At 35.7% G+C, this 18,671-nt stretch carries 14 protein-coding genes; all 14 read left to right on the top strand.

What is annotated here, in order from left to right; translation table 11 throughout:
* Window positions 1-3: 3 nt before the first annotated feature.
* The gene (locus tag ACS127_RS00805) at window positions 4-429 is read left to right on the top strand and encodes a PTS sugar transporter subunit IIA (protein WP_440896579.1); all 426 of its coding nucleotides are present in this window, start codon (window positions 4-6) and stop codon (window positions 427-429) included.
* Window positions 429-1,283, top strand: a complete 855-nt coding sequence (locus tag ACS127_RS00800) for a sugar phosphate isomerase/epimerase family protein (protein ID WP_440896578.1) — start codon at window positions 429-431, stop codon at window positions 1,281-1,283. The genes ACS127_RS00805 and ACS127_RS00800 overlap by 1 nt, the downstream gene beginning before the upstream one ends.
* Window positions 1,276-1,749, top strand: coding sequence for a PTS sugar transporter subunit IIB (locus ACS127_RS00795; RefSeq protein ID WP_440896577.1), 474 nt, complete (start codon window positions 1,276-1,278; stop codon window positions 1,747-1,749). Before ACS127_RS00800 ends, ACS127_RS00795 begins: the two co-directional genes overlap by 8 nt.
* Before the next feature lie 12 nt (window positions 1,750-1,761).
* Window positions 1,762-2,532, top strand: coding sequence for a PTS mannose/fructose/sorbose/N-acetylgalactosamine transporter subunit IIC (locus ACS127_RS00790; protein WP_440896576.1), 771 nt, complete (start codon window positions 1,762-1,764; stop codon window positions 2,530-2,532).
* Window positions 2,522-3,340: a PTS system mannose/fructose/sorbose family transporter subunit IID gene (locus tag ACS127_RS00785; RefSeq protein ID WP_440896575.1), complete on the top strand. Its 819-nt coding sequence runs from the start codon at window positions 2,522-2,524 to the stop codon at window positions 3,338-3,340. Before ACS127_RS00790 ends, ACS127_RS00785 begins: the two co-directional genes overlap by 11 nt.
* Window positions 3,341-3,391: 51 nt before the next feature.
* Window positions 3,392-4,087, top strand: a complete 696-nt coding sequence (locus tag ACS127_RS00780; RefSeq protein WP_440896574.1) for a transaldolase family protein — start codon at window positions 3,392-3,394, stop codon at window positions 4,085-4,087.
* Between the two features lie 175 nt (window positions 4,088-4,262).
* Entirely contained in the window at window positions 4,263-4,961 is a 699-nt protein-coding gene (locus tag ACS127_RS00775; protein WP_440896573.1) for a transaldolase family protein, read from the top strand.
* A gap of 676 nt (window positions 4,962-5,637) precedes the next feature.
* Window positions 5,638-6,432 carry an ABC transporter ATP-binding protein gene (locus ACS127_RS00770; RefSeq protein ID WP_440896572.1) on the top strand — a complete coding sequence of 265 codons (795 nt, stop codon included), beginning with the start codon at window positions 5,638-5,640 and terminating at the stop codon, window positions 6,430-6,432.
* Window positions 6,425-8,035: a hypothetical protein gene (locus ACS127_RS00765; RefSeq protein ID WP_440896571.1), complete on the top strand. Its 1,611-nt coding sequence runs from the start codon at window positions 6,425-6,427 to the stop codon at window positions 8,033-8,035. Before ACS127_RS00770 ends, ACS127_RS00765 begins: the two co-directional genes overlap by 8 nt.
* Window positions 8,036-9,014: 979 nt before the next feature.
* Complete coding sequence (locus ACS127_RS00760; RefSeq protein ID WP_440896570.1) at window positions 9,015-14,876, top strand: discoidin domain-containing protein; 5,862 nt, start codon at window positions 9,015-9,017, stop codon at window positions 14,874-14,876.
* Window positions 14,877-15,201: 325 nt separating this feature from the next.
* Window positions 15,202-16,236, top strand: a complete 1,035-nt coding sequence (locus ACS127_RS00755) for a DUF3048 domain-containing protein (protein ID WP_440896569.1) — start codon at window positions 15,202-15,204, stop codon at window positions 16,234-16,236.
* 13 nt (window positions 16,237-16,249) lie between these two features.
* On the top strand, window positions 16,250-16,543 hold the full coding sequence (locus tag ACS127_RS00750; protein WP_440896568.1) for a YerC/YecD family TrpR-related protein: 294 nt from the start codon (window positions 16,250-16,252) through the stop codon (window positions 16,541-16,543).
* 16 nt (window positions 16,544-16,559) lie between these two features.
* The gene (locus ACS127_RS00745) at window positions 16,560-17,546 is read left to right on the top strand and encodes a Gfo/Idh/MocA family protein (RefSeq protein ID WP_440896567.1); all 987 of its coding nucleotides are present in this window, start codon (window positions 16,560-16,562) and stop codon (window positions 17,544-17,546) included.
* A gap of 440 nt (window positions 17,547-17,986) precedes the next feature.
* The gene (locus ACS127_RS00740) at window positions 17,987-18,670 is read left to right on the top strand and encodes a heptaprenylglyceryl phosphate synthase (protein WP_440896566.1); all 684 of its coding nucleotides are present in this window, start codon (window positions 17,987-17,989) and stop codon (window positions 18,668-18,670) included.
* Window position 18,671: the final 1 nt, after the last annotated feature.

Here is an 18,671-nt window from a genome sequence, read left to right as displayed (position 1 = left end):
GAGATGCCAAGTATGATAAATATCCTGTTAGCTTCACACGGGACCCTAGCAGAAGGAATGAAAAATTCAGTTGAAATAATAATGGGAGAAAAAAAGAATATAGACGTGATTACTGCTTACACAAATAATATAGATCTTGAAGAAGAAGTGCAAAACTTTTTGAATGATTTTAATGTTAATGACAATTTAATTGTAGTTACTGATTTACTAGGAGGTAGCGTAAATAATTTATTTATTGAATTGCTAAATAAGTATGATTTTCATTTAATTACAGGAATGAATTTACCTTTAGTATTACAACTTTTATTACTAAAAGGAGATGATGAGCTTGAAACTAATTTAAATGAAATTATTTTAAATTCACAATCGGGAGTCTGTTTGTGTAATGAGCTAATCGATCAAGTGATAAAGGAAAAAGGTGAATTTTAATGTTAAGTATTAATCAATTGTATGGAATGAATATACATTATAGATATTATGATTTAGAGTATTTTTTTAAGTCTTGTAGTCAAAATAAAATCGAAAATGTTGAAATATGGCTCTGTCCACAACATTTTTATATCAATGCATTTTTTTCGGAAAAATCAGAAAAAATAAAAAAATTGATGGAAAAATATAAAATTTCAGTCAAATGTTTATGCCCTGAACAAAACAATCCTAAGCCCAATAATATTGCAGCAAGAGAAGAGAATCTAATTCAATACACCTATCAATATTTTAAAAAAGTAATTGATCTAGCAAATGCTATTAATTCAGATTTAGTTTTAATAACTCCGGGGTGGAATTATTATGATGAAGATCCATCAAAAGCTAGAAAAAGAAGTATTTCTATGATTAAGAAACTATCTGATTATGCTCAAGAAAGAAACATCACATTGGTATTAGAATCTATTTGGAATAAATCTTCTTTAGTAGGAGACACCATTGAAAAGATTCAGCAAATAAAAGGAGGCGTAAACCGTCCTAATTTAAAATTAGCATTAGATTTAGGAGCAATAAATAGTGCACAAGAGTCTATTGAGGAGTGGTTTCAGGTATTTGGAGCTGATATAGCCCATTGTCATTTCGTTGATGGTAACCCTACGGGTCATTTACCTTGGGGAGAGGGAGAACTTAGCATGGAAAATACTTTAAAGGCTTTTTCGAATCACAACTATAGTGGTGGGTTTTCTATGGAATATTTATACCAGGAAAGTTTCAAAAACCCAGAAATTTGGGATTTAAAAACTAAAGTACAATTTCAAAAATGTATAAAAATAATTGAGGGTGATTTAAATGATTAAACTGTTTAGGGTAGATCATCGACTGTTACATGGGCAAGTAGCTTTTTCTTGGAGTAATTCTTTAGGAGCTAATGCCATCCTTGTTGCTAATGATGAAGTGGCAAATAGTGAAATGAGAATGGCAACTATTCGATTAGCAAAACCTGCGGGAATGAAGCTAGTTATTAAAGGTATTGATGAAGCCGCTGACATACTAAATAGTGGGAAAACAGATCCATATAAACTAATCATTATAGTTGAATCAATTAAAGATGCTCAGAGACTGTACGATCAGGTTAAGGGATTAAAGAGCTTAAATTTAGGTGGAATTAAAAAGATGGAAAATACAACTGAACTTGGAATAGCTGTTCATGTCACTCATGAAGAAAAACAAATTTTAAAAGAAATGATTACTTCCGGGCTACAAATTGAAATCCGACAAGTTCCAGATGATAAAAGAGAAATACTCGTAAAAGAAAAATTATAAGGAGGAAACAACATGATTGAAGCTTTGCTTATTGGTCTAGCAGTTTTTATTGGTAGGATGGACTTTTTCCTTGGAACGCCAATGATCGGTAGAGCAATTGTCTTGGGTCCGTTAACAGGTCTATTTCTAGGTGATGTTGCAACAGGAACTATGATAGGCTTCCAACTTGAATTAGTCTTTTTAGGGATGAATTATATTGGAGCCTCTGTTCCACCAGACATGGTAGTTGGATCTGTCCTAGGTACTGCTGTCGCTATTTCTTCAGGATACGGCTATGAAACTGCTCTGACAGTAGCTATGCCGACTGCTATACTCTCAGCGTTTCTTGTTAATTTATTTTATGGAATTATCACACCTTTGATTGCAAAATATATAGATAAGCAAGCTGAGAATGGAAATTTCAAAGGTATTGAAAGGTCTTTTATTGGAGGTGGCTTTTTTTACAACTTTACGTTTGCCGTTTTGGTATTTATAGCATTTTATTTAGGAAATGATGTCATAATTGCTTTGGTTGATTTAATCCCTTCATGGATGGAAAATGGTTTGATTATTGCTGCGGGTATTTTACCTGCCTTGGGTTTTGCTCAACTTATCTCAATGATTGCTTCAAAAAAGACAGCCGTTTTTATGCTCTTCGGTTTTCTTCTTACCGCATATCTAGCTGTCAACACTGTTGGGGTTGTTGCGTTTTCAGCGGTAGTTATAGGTATTCTATTACTCGCTGAAGAGTTTATCTCGAAAAATACTCAACTTATTGGGGAGGAGGATAGTAATGAGTTCTAATAACAAGTTGACAAAGAAGGAAATAAAGCAAGGTTTTTGGCGGTCTTTTACTACATCACACTTATGGCATTTTGAAAGACAACAGCATTTATCATTTGGCTATTCTATAATTCCAATTATAAATAAATTATACAGTAATAAAAAGGATAGAATAGAAGCATACCGGAGACATTTAGAATTTTACAATTCACAGGCGACGATGCATCCTTTCATATTAGGTGTTTCCGCATCCATGGAAGAAGAAAATGCGAATAACGAGGATTTTGATACATCTTCTATTAATACTATGAAGGCTGCTTTAATGGGACCTTTAGCAGGAATTGGAGATTCATTACTGGCGGGAACATTAAGGATTATTGCAACTGGTATTGCAGCAGGATTATCTATGGCTGGAAATATTTTAGGACCTATTTTATTTCTATTAATTTATAATGTCCCAAATATAACGCTGAGATATTTAGGTATGACACGTGGCTATAAATTGGGAAGTACAATTATTAGCAAGATTTCTGGTTCTGATTTAATGAACAAAGTAACTTTAGCCTTATCTATCATAGGTTTAATGGTGATAGGGTCAATGATTGCTTCAACGGTTCATATTGCTACACCATTAACGATTTCCATAGGAGACGGAACAGATCCTTTTGTACTACAAGAAACCTTGGATTCTATTTTTCCACAATTATTACCTTTAGCAGCAACACTTCTTTTATATTACTTGAATCGTAAACAGGTAAGTATATTAAAACAAATCATCAGTATTATGATTTTAGGTGTACTTTTAGGAGCTATAGGCATTCTTGTATAAAAGTAAGACTATAAAAATATAAACTAATAAAAATTAATCAAGGAGGATAACATGGATATTTGTTTAGATACTGGTAATTTAGAGATGGTTAAGAAGGGATTTAAAAGATTTCCAATAAATAGTGTGAGTATGAACCCTTCTATTGCTGTTGACTATTTAAAGACAGTCGATAGGAGTTTCCTAGAAAACGCCTTATTGATTAGAGATATCATAGGTAGTGATACACCATTTTTTTTAGAAGCTCTAGGTGATACTGCAGAGGAAATGGTTGAAGATGCAAAGAAAATTATCGAAATTGTCCCTGGGAATACAACGGTTAAAATACCGGCATGCGTAGAAGGCTTTAAGGCAATAAAGGAACTTACTAAATTAAATATTCCAACTTCATGCACAGCCATTTACACGTTGAACCAAGCGATATTAGCAGCAGAATCAGGTGCTGATTATATAGCTGTTTATGTAAGTAGACTAGAGAAGGTAGGCGCCTCAGGAATAGATGTAATTAGTAAAATAAAAAAAGTATTTGATGAAGAAAATTATTCTTGTAAAATTGCAGCAGCTTCATTGAAGACAACAGAACATATTGAAAAATCAGTATTAGCAGGAGCAAATAATTTAGCCTTAACCATAGATTTATTAGAAAAAATGTCAATTCATTCTCTTACTCAAGAAACGTTAACTAAATTTAAAGAAGATTGGGAAGGTTTATTTGGAGTTGGAAGTCGGATCAGTAATATGGAAAAGTAATTAACCTGATTGTATAGAATAAAAGGTAATTCTCAAAGGACATGAAAAACTTATATTCGATAACTGTTAAATATTGATACAATGGATCTTTTTCAAAACGAAGAAACTGTTATAGGGTAGAGAGAAACGAATTCCACCAGAAACCTTTGGGAATTACCGAATAGGAGGGGAAAATGTGGAATTTTGTTTGTTCAGTTTTGATTTAAAAGAAATAGAACATGCTAAAAATAGTTTTCCAGTGGACTGTTTTGCAATTAATCCTACAAATGCGGTTGAAGATTTAAAAGAAGCTAAGAAATCCTTTTTTGAAAATGCAAAATTAATTCGAAAGGTTATAGGGAATGACAGTTCTTTCTTTTTACAAGTAATAGGCCATACAGCTGATGAAATAGTAAATGACGCTATAAAAATTAAAGAAGAAATTAAAGGAAATACATTTGTTAAAATCCCAGCAAGCGTGGAAGGATTTAAAGCAATTAAATTGTTGAAACAGCGAGAAATTCCCATTTCATGTACAGCTATTTTTACGCTTAATCAGGCAATTCTAGCAGCGGAATCAGGGGCTGATTATATAGCAGTATATGTAAGCAGATTAGAAAAGCTAAATGTTTCAGGGATAGATGTAATTAGTAAAATAAAAAAAGTATTTGATGAAGAAAATTACTCCTGCAAAATTGCAGCAGCTTCTCTAAAAACAGTTGATCATGTAGAACAAGCAATACTAGCAGGAGCAGATAACGTGACTGTCCCTAATCATTTGTTAGAAGAAATGTCTGAATATGCGCTTACTCAAGAAACCTTAGATCATTTTAAAAATGATTGGGAAGGTTTATTTGGAAAAGGTTCAAGAATAAACAATATGCCAATAAGATAGAAAAGATACTTCGAGAAAGTCGAAAAGCCTCTAGAGTTTAGAGACAAAAGGCTTAAATAATTGGCGACTCCCATCAGAAGCTCATAAGTATTTCAGCAGATTTTTGCTGGGTTTTTAATTGAATAGAAGATAATTGTAATTTTCAAAATTATAATATTAGTAATCAAGCTTCGCACACTGAAAAAAGTTATTAAACCTTGACCGTGTTCGAGAGAGTCGGGATTCAATCCCATGTTGACTTTGATTTTCTTATCTGTTTGGAGCGCTATTTCGTTCCGAAAGCGGAACATACCTCCCCTGCAGGTTAATAACGATAGCTTTATAATAAAGGGATGATTCAGCAAAATATCTATTTGCAATGTCAAAACATGGACTTCCACCCTTCAGCCATCTTAGTTGAACCTTAATATTTTGGTGCAAAAGTAACATTTTAATTTTTCTTTATTCAGGAATAGATTGGTTATCCATTGCTTATAAGCATTGTGACCTGTATTTAATAGAAAGAAAATGGGTTCTATTTGCTGCGAAAGCTTAGGCGGAATCACTTTTGATAATTGAGCACTGCAAAGTTCAAGTTACGCACTAGTCCAAAAGGATGAAAGCGCAGCTTGAGCTTTTCTTATAGGTAAGCAAATATGTTAAACTGAAAAATAACAGTGTAGAGGAGGGGTTGTTTGTGTCAGAGGAAACGATATTAGAATTAAAGGATTTATCGATTCAATTTATTGGAAAACAAGTTCTTAATCAAATCAATGTAAAAATTAAACGCGGAGAGATTATTGGCTATATCGGTCCGAATGGAGCTGGTAAAAGTACAACGGTCAAAATAATTCTCGGTTTACTTAGCGATTATAAAGGCGATGTTATCGTTTTTGGTGAGAATATTCGTGATCATCCTGTAGATTATAAACGACGAATTGGTTATGTCCCAGAGAATGGTGAAATTTATGATGACTTAACAGCAACGGAGTATATTCATTTTATTGGTCAAATGTATGGTATGGGGCTGGAACAAATCGAACAGAAATTCACGGCTTTACTTGATAAATTTGAATTAAAAGCTGTTAGACATGCGAGAATTGCAACTTTTTCTAAGGGAATGAAACAGAAATTATTGATCATTGCTAGTCTGATTCATGATCCAGACTTGATTTTCTTTGATGAGCCACTTGCTGGATTAGATGCAAATAGTGTCATGATCATTAAGGAAATGATGGATCAACTTGCTAAAGCAGGTAAAACGATTTTTTATTCGTCACATATTATGGATGTTGTTGAAAAAATCAGTGATCGGATTTTATTGCTTAATCAAGGCGAAGTGATGGCAGATGGTAGTTTTATGGAACTAAAAGCAAAAAATAAAGAAGGAACACTTGAACAAATTTTTAATCAATTAACAGGCTTTGATCAGCACGAACAAACGGCTACTGATATTGTTCGAATTATTCAAGGAGCTGATCAACATGAATAACTCGTTAACGTTAAAAATACTCGACTGTTTTAGTGGCTTATATCGATTGCTTGGTGTTGATTATCAAACATTACGACTCATTATTGGGTTTAAACTCATGATGGACGGACGACGTGTACCAACGATTATGAGTAATGATCGTCAAAAGCCAAATGCTTTATTGACCCCATTTGTAAAATCTTTATTGCTATATGCTTTTATCGGATTATTACTTATTCCATTTTTAATTATAGGAGAGTATTTCTATTTTCAAATTAGCATTGTTTTTGCGATGATTATGTTTATTCTCACAACATCAATGATCTCTGATTTCTCATCTGTACTGCTCGATGTGAGAGATAAAGTTGTTCTCGATACGAAGCCAGTTGATCAACGAACGATTTCATTAGCAAAATTCACCCATGTTGTTATTTATATGACCCAATTGGTTGGTGCTTTATTGTTGATTCCATTTGTAGTTGGAAGTATTTATCATGGGATCTTATTTTCCTTATTGCTATTGCTTAGTTTGATTTTAATGAGTATCTTTTGCATTGTTATGACAGCCTTATTTTATATAGTGATCTTAAAGTTTTTTGATGGCGAAAAATTGCGTAATCTCATCAATTACGTTCAGATTTTTCTCTCAATTGCTTTAGTGTTTGTTTATCAATTCATTGGACGATCATTTGAGTTGATCGATATGTCATTTTCGATTGACTGGCAATGGTGGCACCTATTATTACCACCATTATGGTTTGGTAGCCTGTTTGAAATGGTTTTATTAAATAATAATCAACTCGGGATGGTGGTTGCTGCTTGTTTTGCACTTGTTGTGCCAGTCCTTTCTTTATGGGTTTATTTTAAACTGATGCCGTCGTTTGAGCAGAATCTAGCTAAATTGTTAAATGCATCTAGTGCAAAGAAAGCAAAGAAACATCGAATTAGTCAAACGATCGCTAAATGGATTTGTCATGATCAACAGGAATTTGCGGTTTTTGGTTTTGCTCAGGCTATGTTTAACCGCGAGCGGGATTTTAAACTAAAAACCTATCCAACATTAGGGATTTCAATTGCTTTACCTATCTTTATGCTTGTCATGATGGCATTCGATGGATTTGAAATAAATCAAAATATAAATTACTTATATGGTTATTTTGCTTTATTAAACATTCCAACAGTGGTTTATATGTTGAAGTATTCGGCAAAAGAGAAAGGATCCTTTATTTATCAAGTCTTGCCGGTTAAAGAAGAATCACTCTTCTACCGGGCCACACTAAAGGCTTTTTTAGTTCAATTACTTGCACCGGTTATGTTGTTCTTGCTGATTATCTACTTATTCTTTATGGGCCCAATGGCATTGGTTCATTTTCCTGTTATTTTTCTGATCGCTTGTGCGCTTACACCGATTAGCTATCGGATTATGAATAACGGACGTTATCCTTTTCTCGAGTCCTTTGCAGTTATTGAATCAGCCAATGCAGGAATGATGATGGTCATGATGTTTGTAATTGGTATTTTAGCTTTTATTCATCATTTAGTCTTTTTGTTCCCTTATGTTGTTTTTCTTTATGTGCTATTACTATGTGTAATCAATTGGTTTGCCTGGAAAAAAGCACTTTAGTAATCAAGATATTCTATGGTACAGGAAAGCCAGCTTTTATTTAGTGATAATAATAGATAAAGGCTGGTTTAATTTGCTTGAACAGCCTCTTTAGCATCGCTGTATTTTCTATCGTTTATCAGTCGCTCTTTTATATCAAAAATGAGCTTGCTTATAAAAAAACTATTTTAGTAAAAAAAACCCTTTACATCATCGATTGTTTATATTATACTTTTATTTGTGGTTATAACCACTTGTCTTTATAATTAGAACTTCATTTGATAGATTAAGTATTCCAGCACTAAACTCCGTTTGCATCATGATCATTCCTCAATGTAGATAGTCTTTGTTTCCTTATAATGAAATGTCTATTAAGTACTCTATTAAAAATGATCGTCATTTTTGATAGAGTTAAAAAATAAGCTAACTGGTTATGACGACATAACCAATACTAAAGTATGATTTTTGAAAAAATAGATATATTTAACTATATTTTGCATAAAAATCTATCTGAAATATATACAATTGAATATTTTATACGAAAATACTAATTCAGTACGGGTACTTGCTTTATTTACATGTAGTTTTAAAGATGTGTAAACCTTTTGTTTCATACGAGCGAAATAAACAAGATAGACAATCATTGTTTTCATAGATCGTAGTGTTTTCTAGGACGTATGGGTTTTGAACATTTACTTTAAGGTCATTATCGGATATGCGTGTGTGACTACCTTTGATAGCATCGATTTGATTAAATCTAGTTGTAAGCGCTGTATTTCGGAAGAGTAAAAAGGTGGTTTTCCTCATTGAGATCTATATTTTTAAATAAAGATCTAAATAAAAAAGAAAAGGGGGAATGTCAGCAGAGACAAGAAACAGTGTGTTGAAGCAAGAGGGAGGCGAGACAACGATTCTATCTGATTTAGTCTTGACATGATTAGGAAAAGCAAAAGGCAGATTTTTGATAGTTACCCTGAATGATATTTTGTGGAGGTGCAATATGTTGAAAGGTAAGAAAAGGCGTCATCAGTTTAAGCGATCGGCAGGTTTATTTTTATCGGCAATCTTGTTATTTTCGATGTTTCCGCAAACGTTATTAGCTACTGAAGAGAAACAAAATAACAATGAAATAACGGCAACTGCTGCTGAAGGACTTGATATGATTGGCACAATAGATGAAATTAGCCAGGATGGAAGTAGTGTTTATCTTGACTTATCAACAGGTGAAGGGATTAAAATTAGCTTCCTTAAAGATACTGTATTTAGATTACATTTGGATCCTGAAGGGGAATTTCAAGAAGCTCCAACACCTAATCGAGAAGAACACACAACAGAAATTGTTGATAAAGCCTTTGATGAATATGAAGAAGAGTACGGAGTCATTGATATAGATATTGATGAAAGCGATGCTGATTTCTACACGATTTCTACAGCTGCTTTAGAATTAAGAATTGAAAAAGATACTTCAAAGATGAGCTTATTTGATAAAAACAAGGAAAAGGTGCTTTGGAGTGAAAGTGAGCCACTTCAATATGGAGAGGGTAGAACCGTTCAAACGCTTGATACAAAAGATGATGAACACTTTTATGGGGGTGGTCAACAAAATGGTTATTACTCTCATAAAAATCGATCGATAAATATTAGAGTTGGTGGGGGTTGGGATGCAGGTGCTGCATCAAGTCCTGTCCCTTTCTATTTAAGTACAGAAGGCTATGGTGTGATGCGCCATACTTTCCAACCAGGTGTATATGACTTTTCAAAAACAGCTACTTTTACTCATAATGAAGATCGCTTTGATGCTTATTACTTTGTCGAAGACACGATTCCAAATATCATTAGTGAGTATACTGAGTTAACGGGTGAAGCGGCTCTCATGCCAGAATATGCTTTTTATTTAGGCCATTTAGATTGCTTTAATGGTGTTCATAATGGGCATGGTGATACCCGAACACTCATGGAAGATGGAATGGATTATCTAAATGCCTATGCCGAAAATGATATGCCTTTAGCATGGTTTTTACCTAATGATGGCTATGGTTGTGGCTATGGTGGGTTAGATAATTTAGAGGAATTTGCTAATGCAGCTGCTGATCAAGGTGTAGAGACAGGATTATGGACACAAAGCAATCTTCTTCCTGATCCTAGCTTACCAGAGGATGATCCTCTGCGCCGAGACATTGATGGAGAAGTTCAAGCAGGGGTAAGAGCGATCAAAACAGATGTTGCTTGGGTTGGTCCTGGCTATTCAATGGCTTTAGATGCCACACGTCTAGCAGCAGAAGGTATCGCAAATGTAGAAAATTCTGGAGGAGCACGACCGTTTGTCGTTTCTCTTAATGGTTGGGCAGGTACCCAACGCTATGCTGGCTTATGGTCTGGCGATCAGTCTGGAGGAAACTGGGAATATATTCGCATGCATATTCCAACATATATCGGTGCAGGCTTATCGGGTAATCCAAATATCGGTTCAGATATGGATGGTATATTTGGTGGGGATGCAGTGATTCAGACTAGGGATCATCAATGGAAGGCTTTTACGCCAATCCAAATGGATATGGACGGATGGGCTGGTAACCATGCTAAAAATCCTTGGCATTATGGGGAACCTTATGCATCGATTAATCGGATGTATTTAAAATTAAAAACAGAAATGATGCCATATAACTATACGATTGCGGAAGAATCAACCTCAACATCTATGCCAATGGTTAGAGGAATGATGTTAGAATTTCCTGAGGACCCCTATACGTATGGTACCCAAACTCAATACCAATATATGTGGGGACCAAGTCTACTAGTCGCTCCAATTTATAATGAAGCTGATCATCAAGCAGGAGTTAGAAATGGCATTTATCTCCCTGATGAAGAGCAAACTTGGATCGATTATTTTACGGGTGAACAATATCAAGGTGGATCGGTCGTTAATAACGTTGATGCTCCTTTATGGAAAACACCTGTATTTGTTAAAGATGGAGCGATTATTCCGATGGCACCGGAAAATAACTCCATTAATCATCTAGATGGTTCTGAAAATAGAATTTTTGATATTTATCCATCAGGTCATTCAGAATTCACTTTATATGAAGATGATGGTAAAACACTTGACTATCAAGATGATAAAAACTTAAGAACACATATTACTTCCGAAGTGACCGATGATGAGACGGTTACTATAACGGTTGGAACAGCAGAAGGTCAAGGTTATCAAGGAATGGTTACCGATAAAGGGACAGAATTCATCGTCAACACACGCCAAGAACCGGAAAATTTAACGGCGATGGTTGGAGACAAAGAGATTACCTTAGCAGAAGTTTCAACTGAAGAGGAATATAACGATTCAGACAACGTCTTCTATTATGATGAAGAGCCCAACTTAAATAAGTACGCTACACCTGGTTCGGAATTTGAAGAAGTTGAGATTACGACAGCACCTAAATTGTATGTCAAAGTAGAAAAAACGAATATTACAGCTAATGAAGTGTCATTAATCGTAGATGGTTTTGACAATAGTCAAGAAGATGAGATCATTGACGAAGAAGTACCATCAACACCAACAGGTTTAAGAGCTGAAGACGAAAACATTACCGATCGAGCGATACAGCTCGAGTGGGATGAAGTTGATGGTGAACATGTCACTTATGATTTAATGATTGATGGTGTCGTTTATACAAATGTCTTCAAGGCAACGGATGATGACCAAACACCTTACTATGTGGATGAGAGAGTACAAGCAGATACTGAGTATACTTACAGCGTAAGAGCAGTAAACACACGTGGGCCATCAGAATGGAGCGATGAAATTACAGCAACAACCAAACTTGATCGCTTTAGAAATGTACCTGAGAATATGACAGGCACAGCAAATAGTTCCCAGTCAGGAAGTGGACCAGAAGCGGCATTAGATGGTGATGAAGGGACGACTTGGCATACAGATTGGAACAGTGGAAATGAATTACCACATACTTTTGAAATTGATATGCAGTTAGGCTATGAATTAGACAAGTTTGAGTATGTGCCAAGAGATGATGCAGGGAATGGAACCATTACAGAATATAATTTAGACGTTAGCTTAGATGGCAAAACATATCAAAATATTATCACTGGTGGCGAGTTTGAAAGCAGTGGAGAAACCAAAACAATTGAGTTTGATGATAACATTTCAGCCCGATATATTAAGCTGACAATTACGAACGCTGTAGGTGGATTTGGTAGTGCTGCAGAGTTCAGACCGTACAAAATTGATGGTACAAATGGATTTGTGGTAGGAGAAAATATTCCTGATGGTGTCATCGATGAAGAGGATTTGAATTTCTTTGCAAGCTATATGGGCTTTGATCAAACAAATACATGGGATCAAGTATCGAGAGTCGATATTAATTATAATGGTGTGATTGATGCCTATGATCTTATGTATGTAGCTGGACAATTAGGAGAAAACCCGTTAGAGGCTACAGGTAGAGACATACAAGGGGAGTTGAAAATAGTCCCTGAGCAAGAAGAAGTGCAAGCAGGAGAAGAATTTACAGTCGAGATAATTGGCGAAGGTCTCCAAGATATCAATGCCTTTAATGCGGAATTCGTCCAGGATTCAAGATTTTCATATGTTGAGACTTCACCAACTGAATTAACGGAACACATGTTAAATTACTCTCAACGTGTGGATGGAGGAAGTGATGCACCCAACCGTGTCTTTGTCGCTTTTTCTAATAAAGGAACGCAGGACACATTAGAAGGGTCAGGAACATTAGCTACAGTTACCCTAAGAGCTAATGAAGATCTTACGTTTGATGTTCCAGCATCACGACTATTATTAGTCAATACAAGTTTTGATGTCCTTGATGAAGAGACAATGGTTCCTGGTGATCCAGACCCAGATCCAGAAGAACCACATGAAGTTATCTTAACAAATGAGGATATGACTGTTACTGGTGATGGAGATAAAATGCAAGACGGAGAGGCAGCTTTTGACAGACTCATTGATGGCGATCTCAATACGTTAGCAGAATTAATCTGGATTTTCGATGAGGATCAGGAAGAATACGCTGAACTTCCGTTAGAGGTTGATTTTACATTTAATCAGCCACAGCAGCTGCTTAAATTTGAAGTATTTAACCGTACTGTCGGTTCAAATGGTTTGATAAAGAAACTTACGGCTACGGCTTATGATCAAGCTGGAAATGCTTATGATTTAGGGGATAAGGATGTTGAAAAAGATGCAGAATCAGTAATATATGATTTTGCCGACTTAGATGTTCCAGAAGGGACGAGGTTTACTGATGTAACGATTGAGTTTCTAGAATCGCATAATAGTCCTAGAATGTTATCTGTTGCAGAAGTTGAATTTACAGCGTTGCATGCTGACGACTCTGAGGAACCTGATGAAGTCGATAAATCTGATTTAGAAAATCTTATTGCAGAAGCAGAAGCGTTAAATGAAGCCGATTATACACCTGAAACTTGGCAAAACTTCAGTGAAAGGTTAGAAACGGCTAAAAACGTATTTGACGATCCTGCTGTAACTCAAGCAGAGGTAAATATAGCAATAGTGACCTTGCAAGCAAGTATATCTGAGTTAGAGGAAATTGCAGAAGTTGAAATTGATAAAAGAGTGTTGGCCGCACTTGTTGAAGCACATGCTGACAAACAAGCGGAAGATTATACATCAGAAAGCTGGGAAGTATTTGTTGAAGTTTTGAATAGTGCTGAAGCCGTTTTGACAGATGAGGAAGTCACTCAGGAAGAAGTAGATGAAGCGGTAATCGCATTACAAGAAGCTGTTGAACAATTAGAGCTGCTTGAAGCAGAAGAGGTTGATAAATCAGAATTAGAGACCCTTGTTGCCCTACAAGTAGATAAGTTGGAAGCAGACTATACAGAAGAGAGCTGGGAAGTATTTGCTGACGCTTTGAGTCATGCCGAAGCAGTAATAGCAGATGAAACAGCTACTCAAACAGAGGTAGATGAAGCGATAGTTGCTTTACAAGATGCAGTAGAACAGTTAAAGCCAGTCGAACCTGAAGTAGTTGATAAAGAAAACTTAGCAACTCTTGTAGCAGATGCAAAAGAGATGGATGAAGCCGATTATACACCTGAAACTTGGGATTACTTCATTCAAATTTTGAATTTTGCTGAAGCTATACTGGCAACTGAAGATGAAGAGGTAACTCAAGAATTTGTTGACTTGGTCGAGGACCTCTTGTTAGATGCTATCGAACAACTTGAAGACATTAAAATAGAAAAAGTAGTTAAGGAAAAACTGGAACAACTTGTTACCGATGCAGCAGACTATGATGCTAATGTCTATACAGATGAAAGCTACGCAAATTTAAAAGCAGCTTTAGAAACAGCACAAGCTGTTTTAGCAGATGAAGAGGCAACTCAAGCCGAAGTAGATGCTGCTGAAGCAAATTTACAATCAGCAATTGATCAGCTAGAAGAAAAGAAACCAAGTCCGATACCAGAGGAAACAGAAAAATCTGATTTGGCAGAGCTAGTAGCAGAAGCTGAAGCTTTAAATGCAGCTGATTATACAACGGAAAGCTATGCTAATTTAGTCGAAGCACTTAGAGCAGCAAAAGCTATTTTAGCCAATGAAGAAGCAACCCAATCCGATGTAGATATGGCATTTGCAACTTTAGAACAAGCGCTAGAAGATCTTGAAGCTGTGCAATCTGATGGCTTAGATCCAGAGAAGCCAAAAGATCCAGCCCCATCAGATCCAGAAGATTCATCAGCTGATGGTGACTCATTACCAGCTACAGCAACATCAATCTATAACTGGTTAGGCATAGGGTTTATGCTATTAATAGTAGGCGGGCTGATCGTATTTTTGATAAATAGAAAGAAACAATCCGCTAAGTAAGAGCTAAGTAAGTTTTAGTGAGGAAGCTGTTGAAAAAGACAGCTTCTTTTTTCCTTTATCCGTTAGTAGAAGATAAATGCTAGTGAATGTCTTTGATGGGAATGAAGAACTTATCACATCCGTTTAAAAGTAGAGTGTTCACTTTACTCATCCAATCATCGATAGAATGGAATGCTTTTGATCGTTTTAGTATAAAATATTTTTCTCCTGATTTGCCAAGTATTTAAATTATTTAGCTAAAAGTTAGAGCGATTCTGCTAGATCTTTGATATAATTCATCATAGTAAGATGTTAATAGACTAGAGTAGTAAAGGGTGATAAAACAATGAAATATAAATCATTGATTGGATTAGTTTTATTTATCTTAATGGTTGCAGGCTGTTCTAATAATTTTGAAAAAAATAGTCAGGATTTAGAGAAAAAAGAATTTGAACAAGAAGAACTAGACACGATTGAACCAGAATTTACTTTTCCTTTAACGGGGATAAGAACAGCCGAGCCGAGTACTAATCGCATTGTTAGTGTGATGGTCAATAATCACCCAGCTGCCCGACCACAAAGTGGCTTATCTCAGGCAGACATTGTTTTTGAGATTTTAGCAGAGGGGCAAACGACGCGTTTTTTAGCTATGTTTCAGAGTGAAAAGCCAGAAGTGGTTGGCCCTGTAAGAAGTGCAAGACCTTATTACTTTAACTTAGCTAATGCTTACAATGCCTTATATGTTTATCATGGAGCTGCCGATCATATTGAGGATATGCTTAGAGGAGGTGCAGCCGATCATTTAAATGGGTCCTATTTTGACAATGATGGTCATCTCTTTAATCGGGATTCTTCTCGTGTTGCTCCGCATAATTCCTATTTGAATTTTACTGCAGTTGAAGAGGTCGCAAGAAATCAAGGGTATGAAATGGAAGTAGAACATAAGCCATTATCCTTTTTGGAACAAGATCAGTTAGATGACTTAACTGGAGAAAGCGTATCAGAAGTATCACTAAGTTATGGACAAGAGACGGTTCGTTATCAATATGATCAAACAGCTGATGCTTATCTACGCTATAATGGTGATCAACAAACGGTTGACTTAAATGATCAAGCTCCTATCCAGTTAAACAATGTTTTCATTATGGAAACAGCCCATCAAGTTATTGATGAGCAAGGGAGACGGGAAATTGATTTTACTTCAGGTGGCAATGCGTACTTGCTACAAAAAGGCTTAATCCAAAAAATTCAATGGCAAAATATTGATGGTCATATTGTGCCTGTTCAAGATGGTGATCCTGTTGATCTCGTCCCGGGGAAAACGTGGATTAATGTTATTCCGACTAGTCCCGGGTTAGCAGGTGTGGACGAAATAGAATAGGAGGTTAATTGAGGTGCAAATTGATAAATTACGCGGGGAACAGCTTGACCAATTATTTGATGCTATTTTATCGTTGGAAAATCGTGAAGAATGTTATCGCTTCTTTGATGATCTTGCAACAATGAATGAAATCCAATCTTTAACCCAACGCTTAGCTGTTGCTAAGATGCTTGACGAAGGGGAGACCTATCAGACCATTGCAGAAAAATCTAATGCATCAACAACAACGATTTCTCGTGTGAAACGGTGCTTAACTTATGGTAGTGGTGGTTATCAAATTATTCTAGATCGATTGAAAGAAGATTAAGAGGGAGGAAACTAATATGGTTCGTTTTGGCGTGATTGGAACAAATCGGATTACCGATCATTTTCTACAGGCAGGTTTGACGATTGATCATTTTAAATTAACGACTATTTATTCTCGAACAGAAGAGAAGGCGAAAGAATTTGCGGCTAAGTATCAAGTGGAGCATACTTATACTGATTTAATTGAGTTTGCTAAGAGTGAAGAGATGGATGCTGTTTATATCGCTAGTCCAACAGCTCTTCATTGTGAGCAAGCAATCCTCTGTATGAAACAAGGCAAACATGTCTTTGTTGAAAAACCATTTGCTTCTAATCAGCAGGAGGCTGAACGAATGATTGAGGTTGCTCAAACGAATAATGTTCTATTAATGGAAGGGATGAAAACAACGCATTTGCCGAATTTTAAAGTTTTGCAAGAGCAAATTGAGAAAATAGCTCCTGTCCGTCGTTTCATCGGTAATTTTTGCAAATACTCTTCTCGTTATGATCGTTATAAAGAAGGTGAGGTTCTCAATGCCTTTAAACCAGAGCTGTCTAATGGAGCGTTAATGGATATTGGTATCTATACGGCTTATCCACTGGTTGCTCTCTTTGGTATGCCAGAAACAGTAACGGCAAATGTGATTATGCTTGATTCAGGTGTCGATGGACTTGGAACGATGTCTATTAAATATCCAGCGTTAATGGCTGATCTAATATTTTCAAAAATTACAGATTCACATATTCCTTCAGAAGTACAAGGTGAAAATGGTTCAATTGTGATTAATAAATTAAGTGATATGCGACAGCTAACACGCATTGATAAAGATGGAACAATCACAGATATTTCAGTCGAACAAAAGGATAATACGATGTACTATGAAATTGAGCACTTTATGAATTTATTATATGATGGTTTACGTGAGAGTCCTGTTAATTCGTTTGAGACTTCTTTAAACACAATCAAAGTTCTCGATCAAGCTAGAAAATCAGTTGGTTTAGTTTTTCCAGCAGATTTAAAATAAGTTGAGGAAAACTTGCCTTTCTGATAAAGGAAGGCAAGTTTCTTTACTCCCAAGTCATGCAGTATACTTTCAACTCTGTTGATATGTTCCTAAGTGGTGTGAAATACAATTAACTTCATCATAATGCTCCCCGCTTTTCACTTCTATTATTGTACTAACAGCAAAATAGGATAGATCCATCTACTTTCAAAAGTATTTCGACTAGATTCGTCAAGAGTTCATAAATTATTTCCCGTATCGGCTATGTTTTTGTTATACTTTAAGAAAGCTTTTATTGGATAAGTGAATTAGAAAAATGAACGCATGCAAAGGACCTTTGCCTAAGATTCTCACGACCTATAACAACGTCTATGCTAGCACATGGGTGTGTGAATAAAGGTGAAACGCATGTGTATTTTCTAAGCATAAAGAGAAGAAAAGAAGAGTTAGGAGGCTTCATGTTGTATAATCGAAAGACATGGAAGCATGTATTTAAATTAGATCCAGCTAAATCATTAACTGATCAACAATTAGACCAAATCTGCCAATCAGGTACAGATGCAGTCATTGTTGGCGGGACAGATAATATCACATTAGATAGTGTACTTGATTTAATGAGTCATATCCGCCGATATACGGTTCCTTGTGTTCTAGAGGTGTCAACCCTTGATGCGATTACACCTGGGTTCGATCTTTACCATATTCCGATTGTGCTAAATAGTCAAGATAAGAAATGGATGATCGACATTCAACATCAAGCAGTTAAAGAGTATGGTCAGATGATCGATTGGTCTGACGTTGCTACTGAGGGTTATTTGATTTTAAATCCAGAGGCAAAGGCATATCAGCTTACAGATTGTCGACTGCCTGATGCAGATGATGTTATTGCTTATGCGCAAATAGCTGAGCATATGTTGAGGCTGCCAATCCTCTATTTAGAATATAGTGGTACATATGGAGATCCTAATCTTGTCAAAAGTGTCAAACAAGAATTGAAGGAGACTCAGCTTGTTTATGGCGGTGGAATTACCACTCTGGATCAAGCTCGAGAAATGGCTGAATTTGCTGACACAATCGTTGTTGGTAACAGCTTGTATGATAATTTCGATCAAGCAATCGAAACAGCTAAGGTAACAAAAGATTAAT

Origin of the sequence: Amphibacillus sp. Q70, assembly GCF_052055485.1 — a bacterium.
GTDB lineage: Bacteria > Bacillota > Bacilli > Bacillales > Amphibacillaceae > Amphibacillus.
Note: the sequence above shows the minus strand (reverse complement) of the source record. Positions and strands in the feature narration are given on the sequence as shown.

Excerpts from the sequence above, each read along its gene's own strand:
- ACS127_RS00765 (WP_440896571.1), top strand. The coding sequence starts at position 6,425 with ATGAATAACTCGTTAACGTTAAAAATACTCGACTGTTTTAGTGGCTTA.
- ACS127_RS00785 (WP_440896575.1), top strand. The coding sequence starts at position 2,522 with ATGAGTTCTAATAACAAGTTGACAAAGAAGGAAATAAAGCAAGGTTTT.
- ACS127_RS00780 (WP_440896574.1), top strand. The coding sequence starts at position 3,392 with ATGGATATTTGTTTAGATACTGGTAATTTAGAGATGGTTAAGAAGGGA.
- ACS127_RS00755 (WP_440896569.1), top strand. The coding sequence starts at position 15,202 with ATGAAATATAAATCATTGATTGGATTAGTTTTATTTATCTTAATGGTT.
- ACS127_RS00760 (WP_440896570.1), top strand. The coding sequence starts at position 9,015 with ATGTTGAAAGGTAAGAAAAGGCGTCATCAGTTTAAGCGATCGGCAGGT.
- ACS127_RS00800 (WP_440896578.1), top strand. The coding sequence starts at position 429 with ATGTTAAGTATTAATCAATTGTATGGAATGAATATACATTATAGATAT.
- ACS127_RS00805 (WP_440896579.1), top strand. The coding sequence starts at position 4 with ATGCCAAGTATGATAAATATCCTGTTAGCTTCACACGGGACCCTAGCA.
- ACS127_RS00745 (WP_440896567.1), top strand. The coding sequence starts at position 16,560 with ATGGTTCGTTTTGGCGTGATTGGAACAAATCGGATTACCGATCATTTT.
- ACS127_RS00795 (WP_440896577.1), top strand. The coding sequence starts at position 1,276 with ATGATTAAACTGTTTAGGGTAGATCATCGACTGTTACATGGGCAAGTA.
- ACS127_RS00790 (WP_440896576.1), top strand. The coding sequence starts at position 1,762 with ATGATTGAAGCTTTGCTTATTGGTCTAGCAGTTTTTATTGGTAGGATG.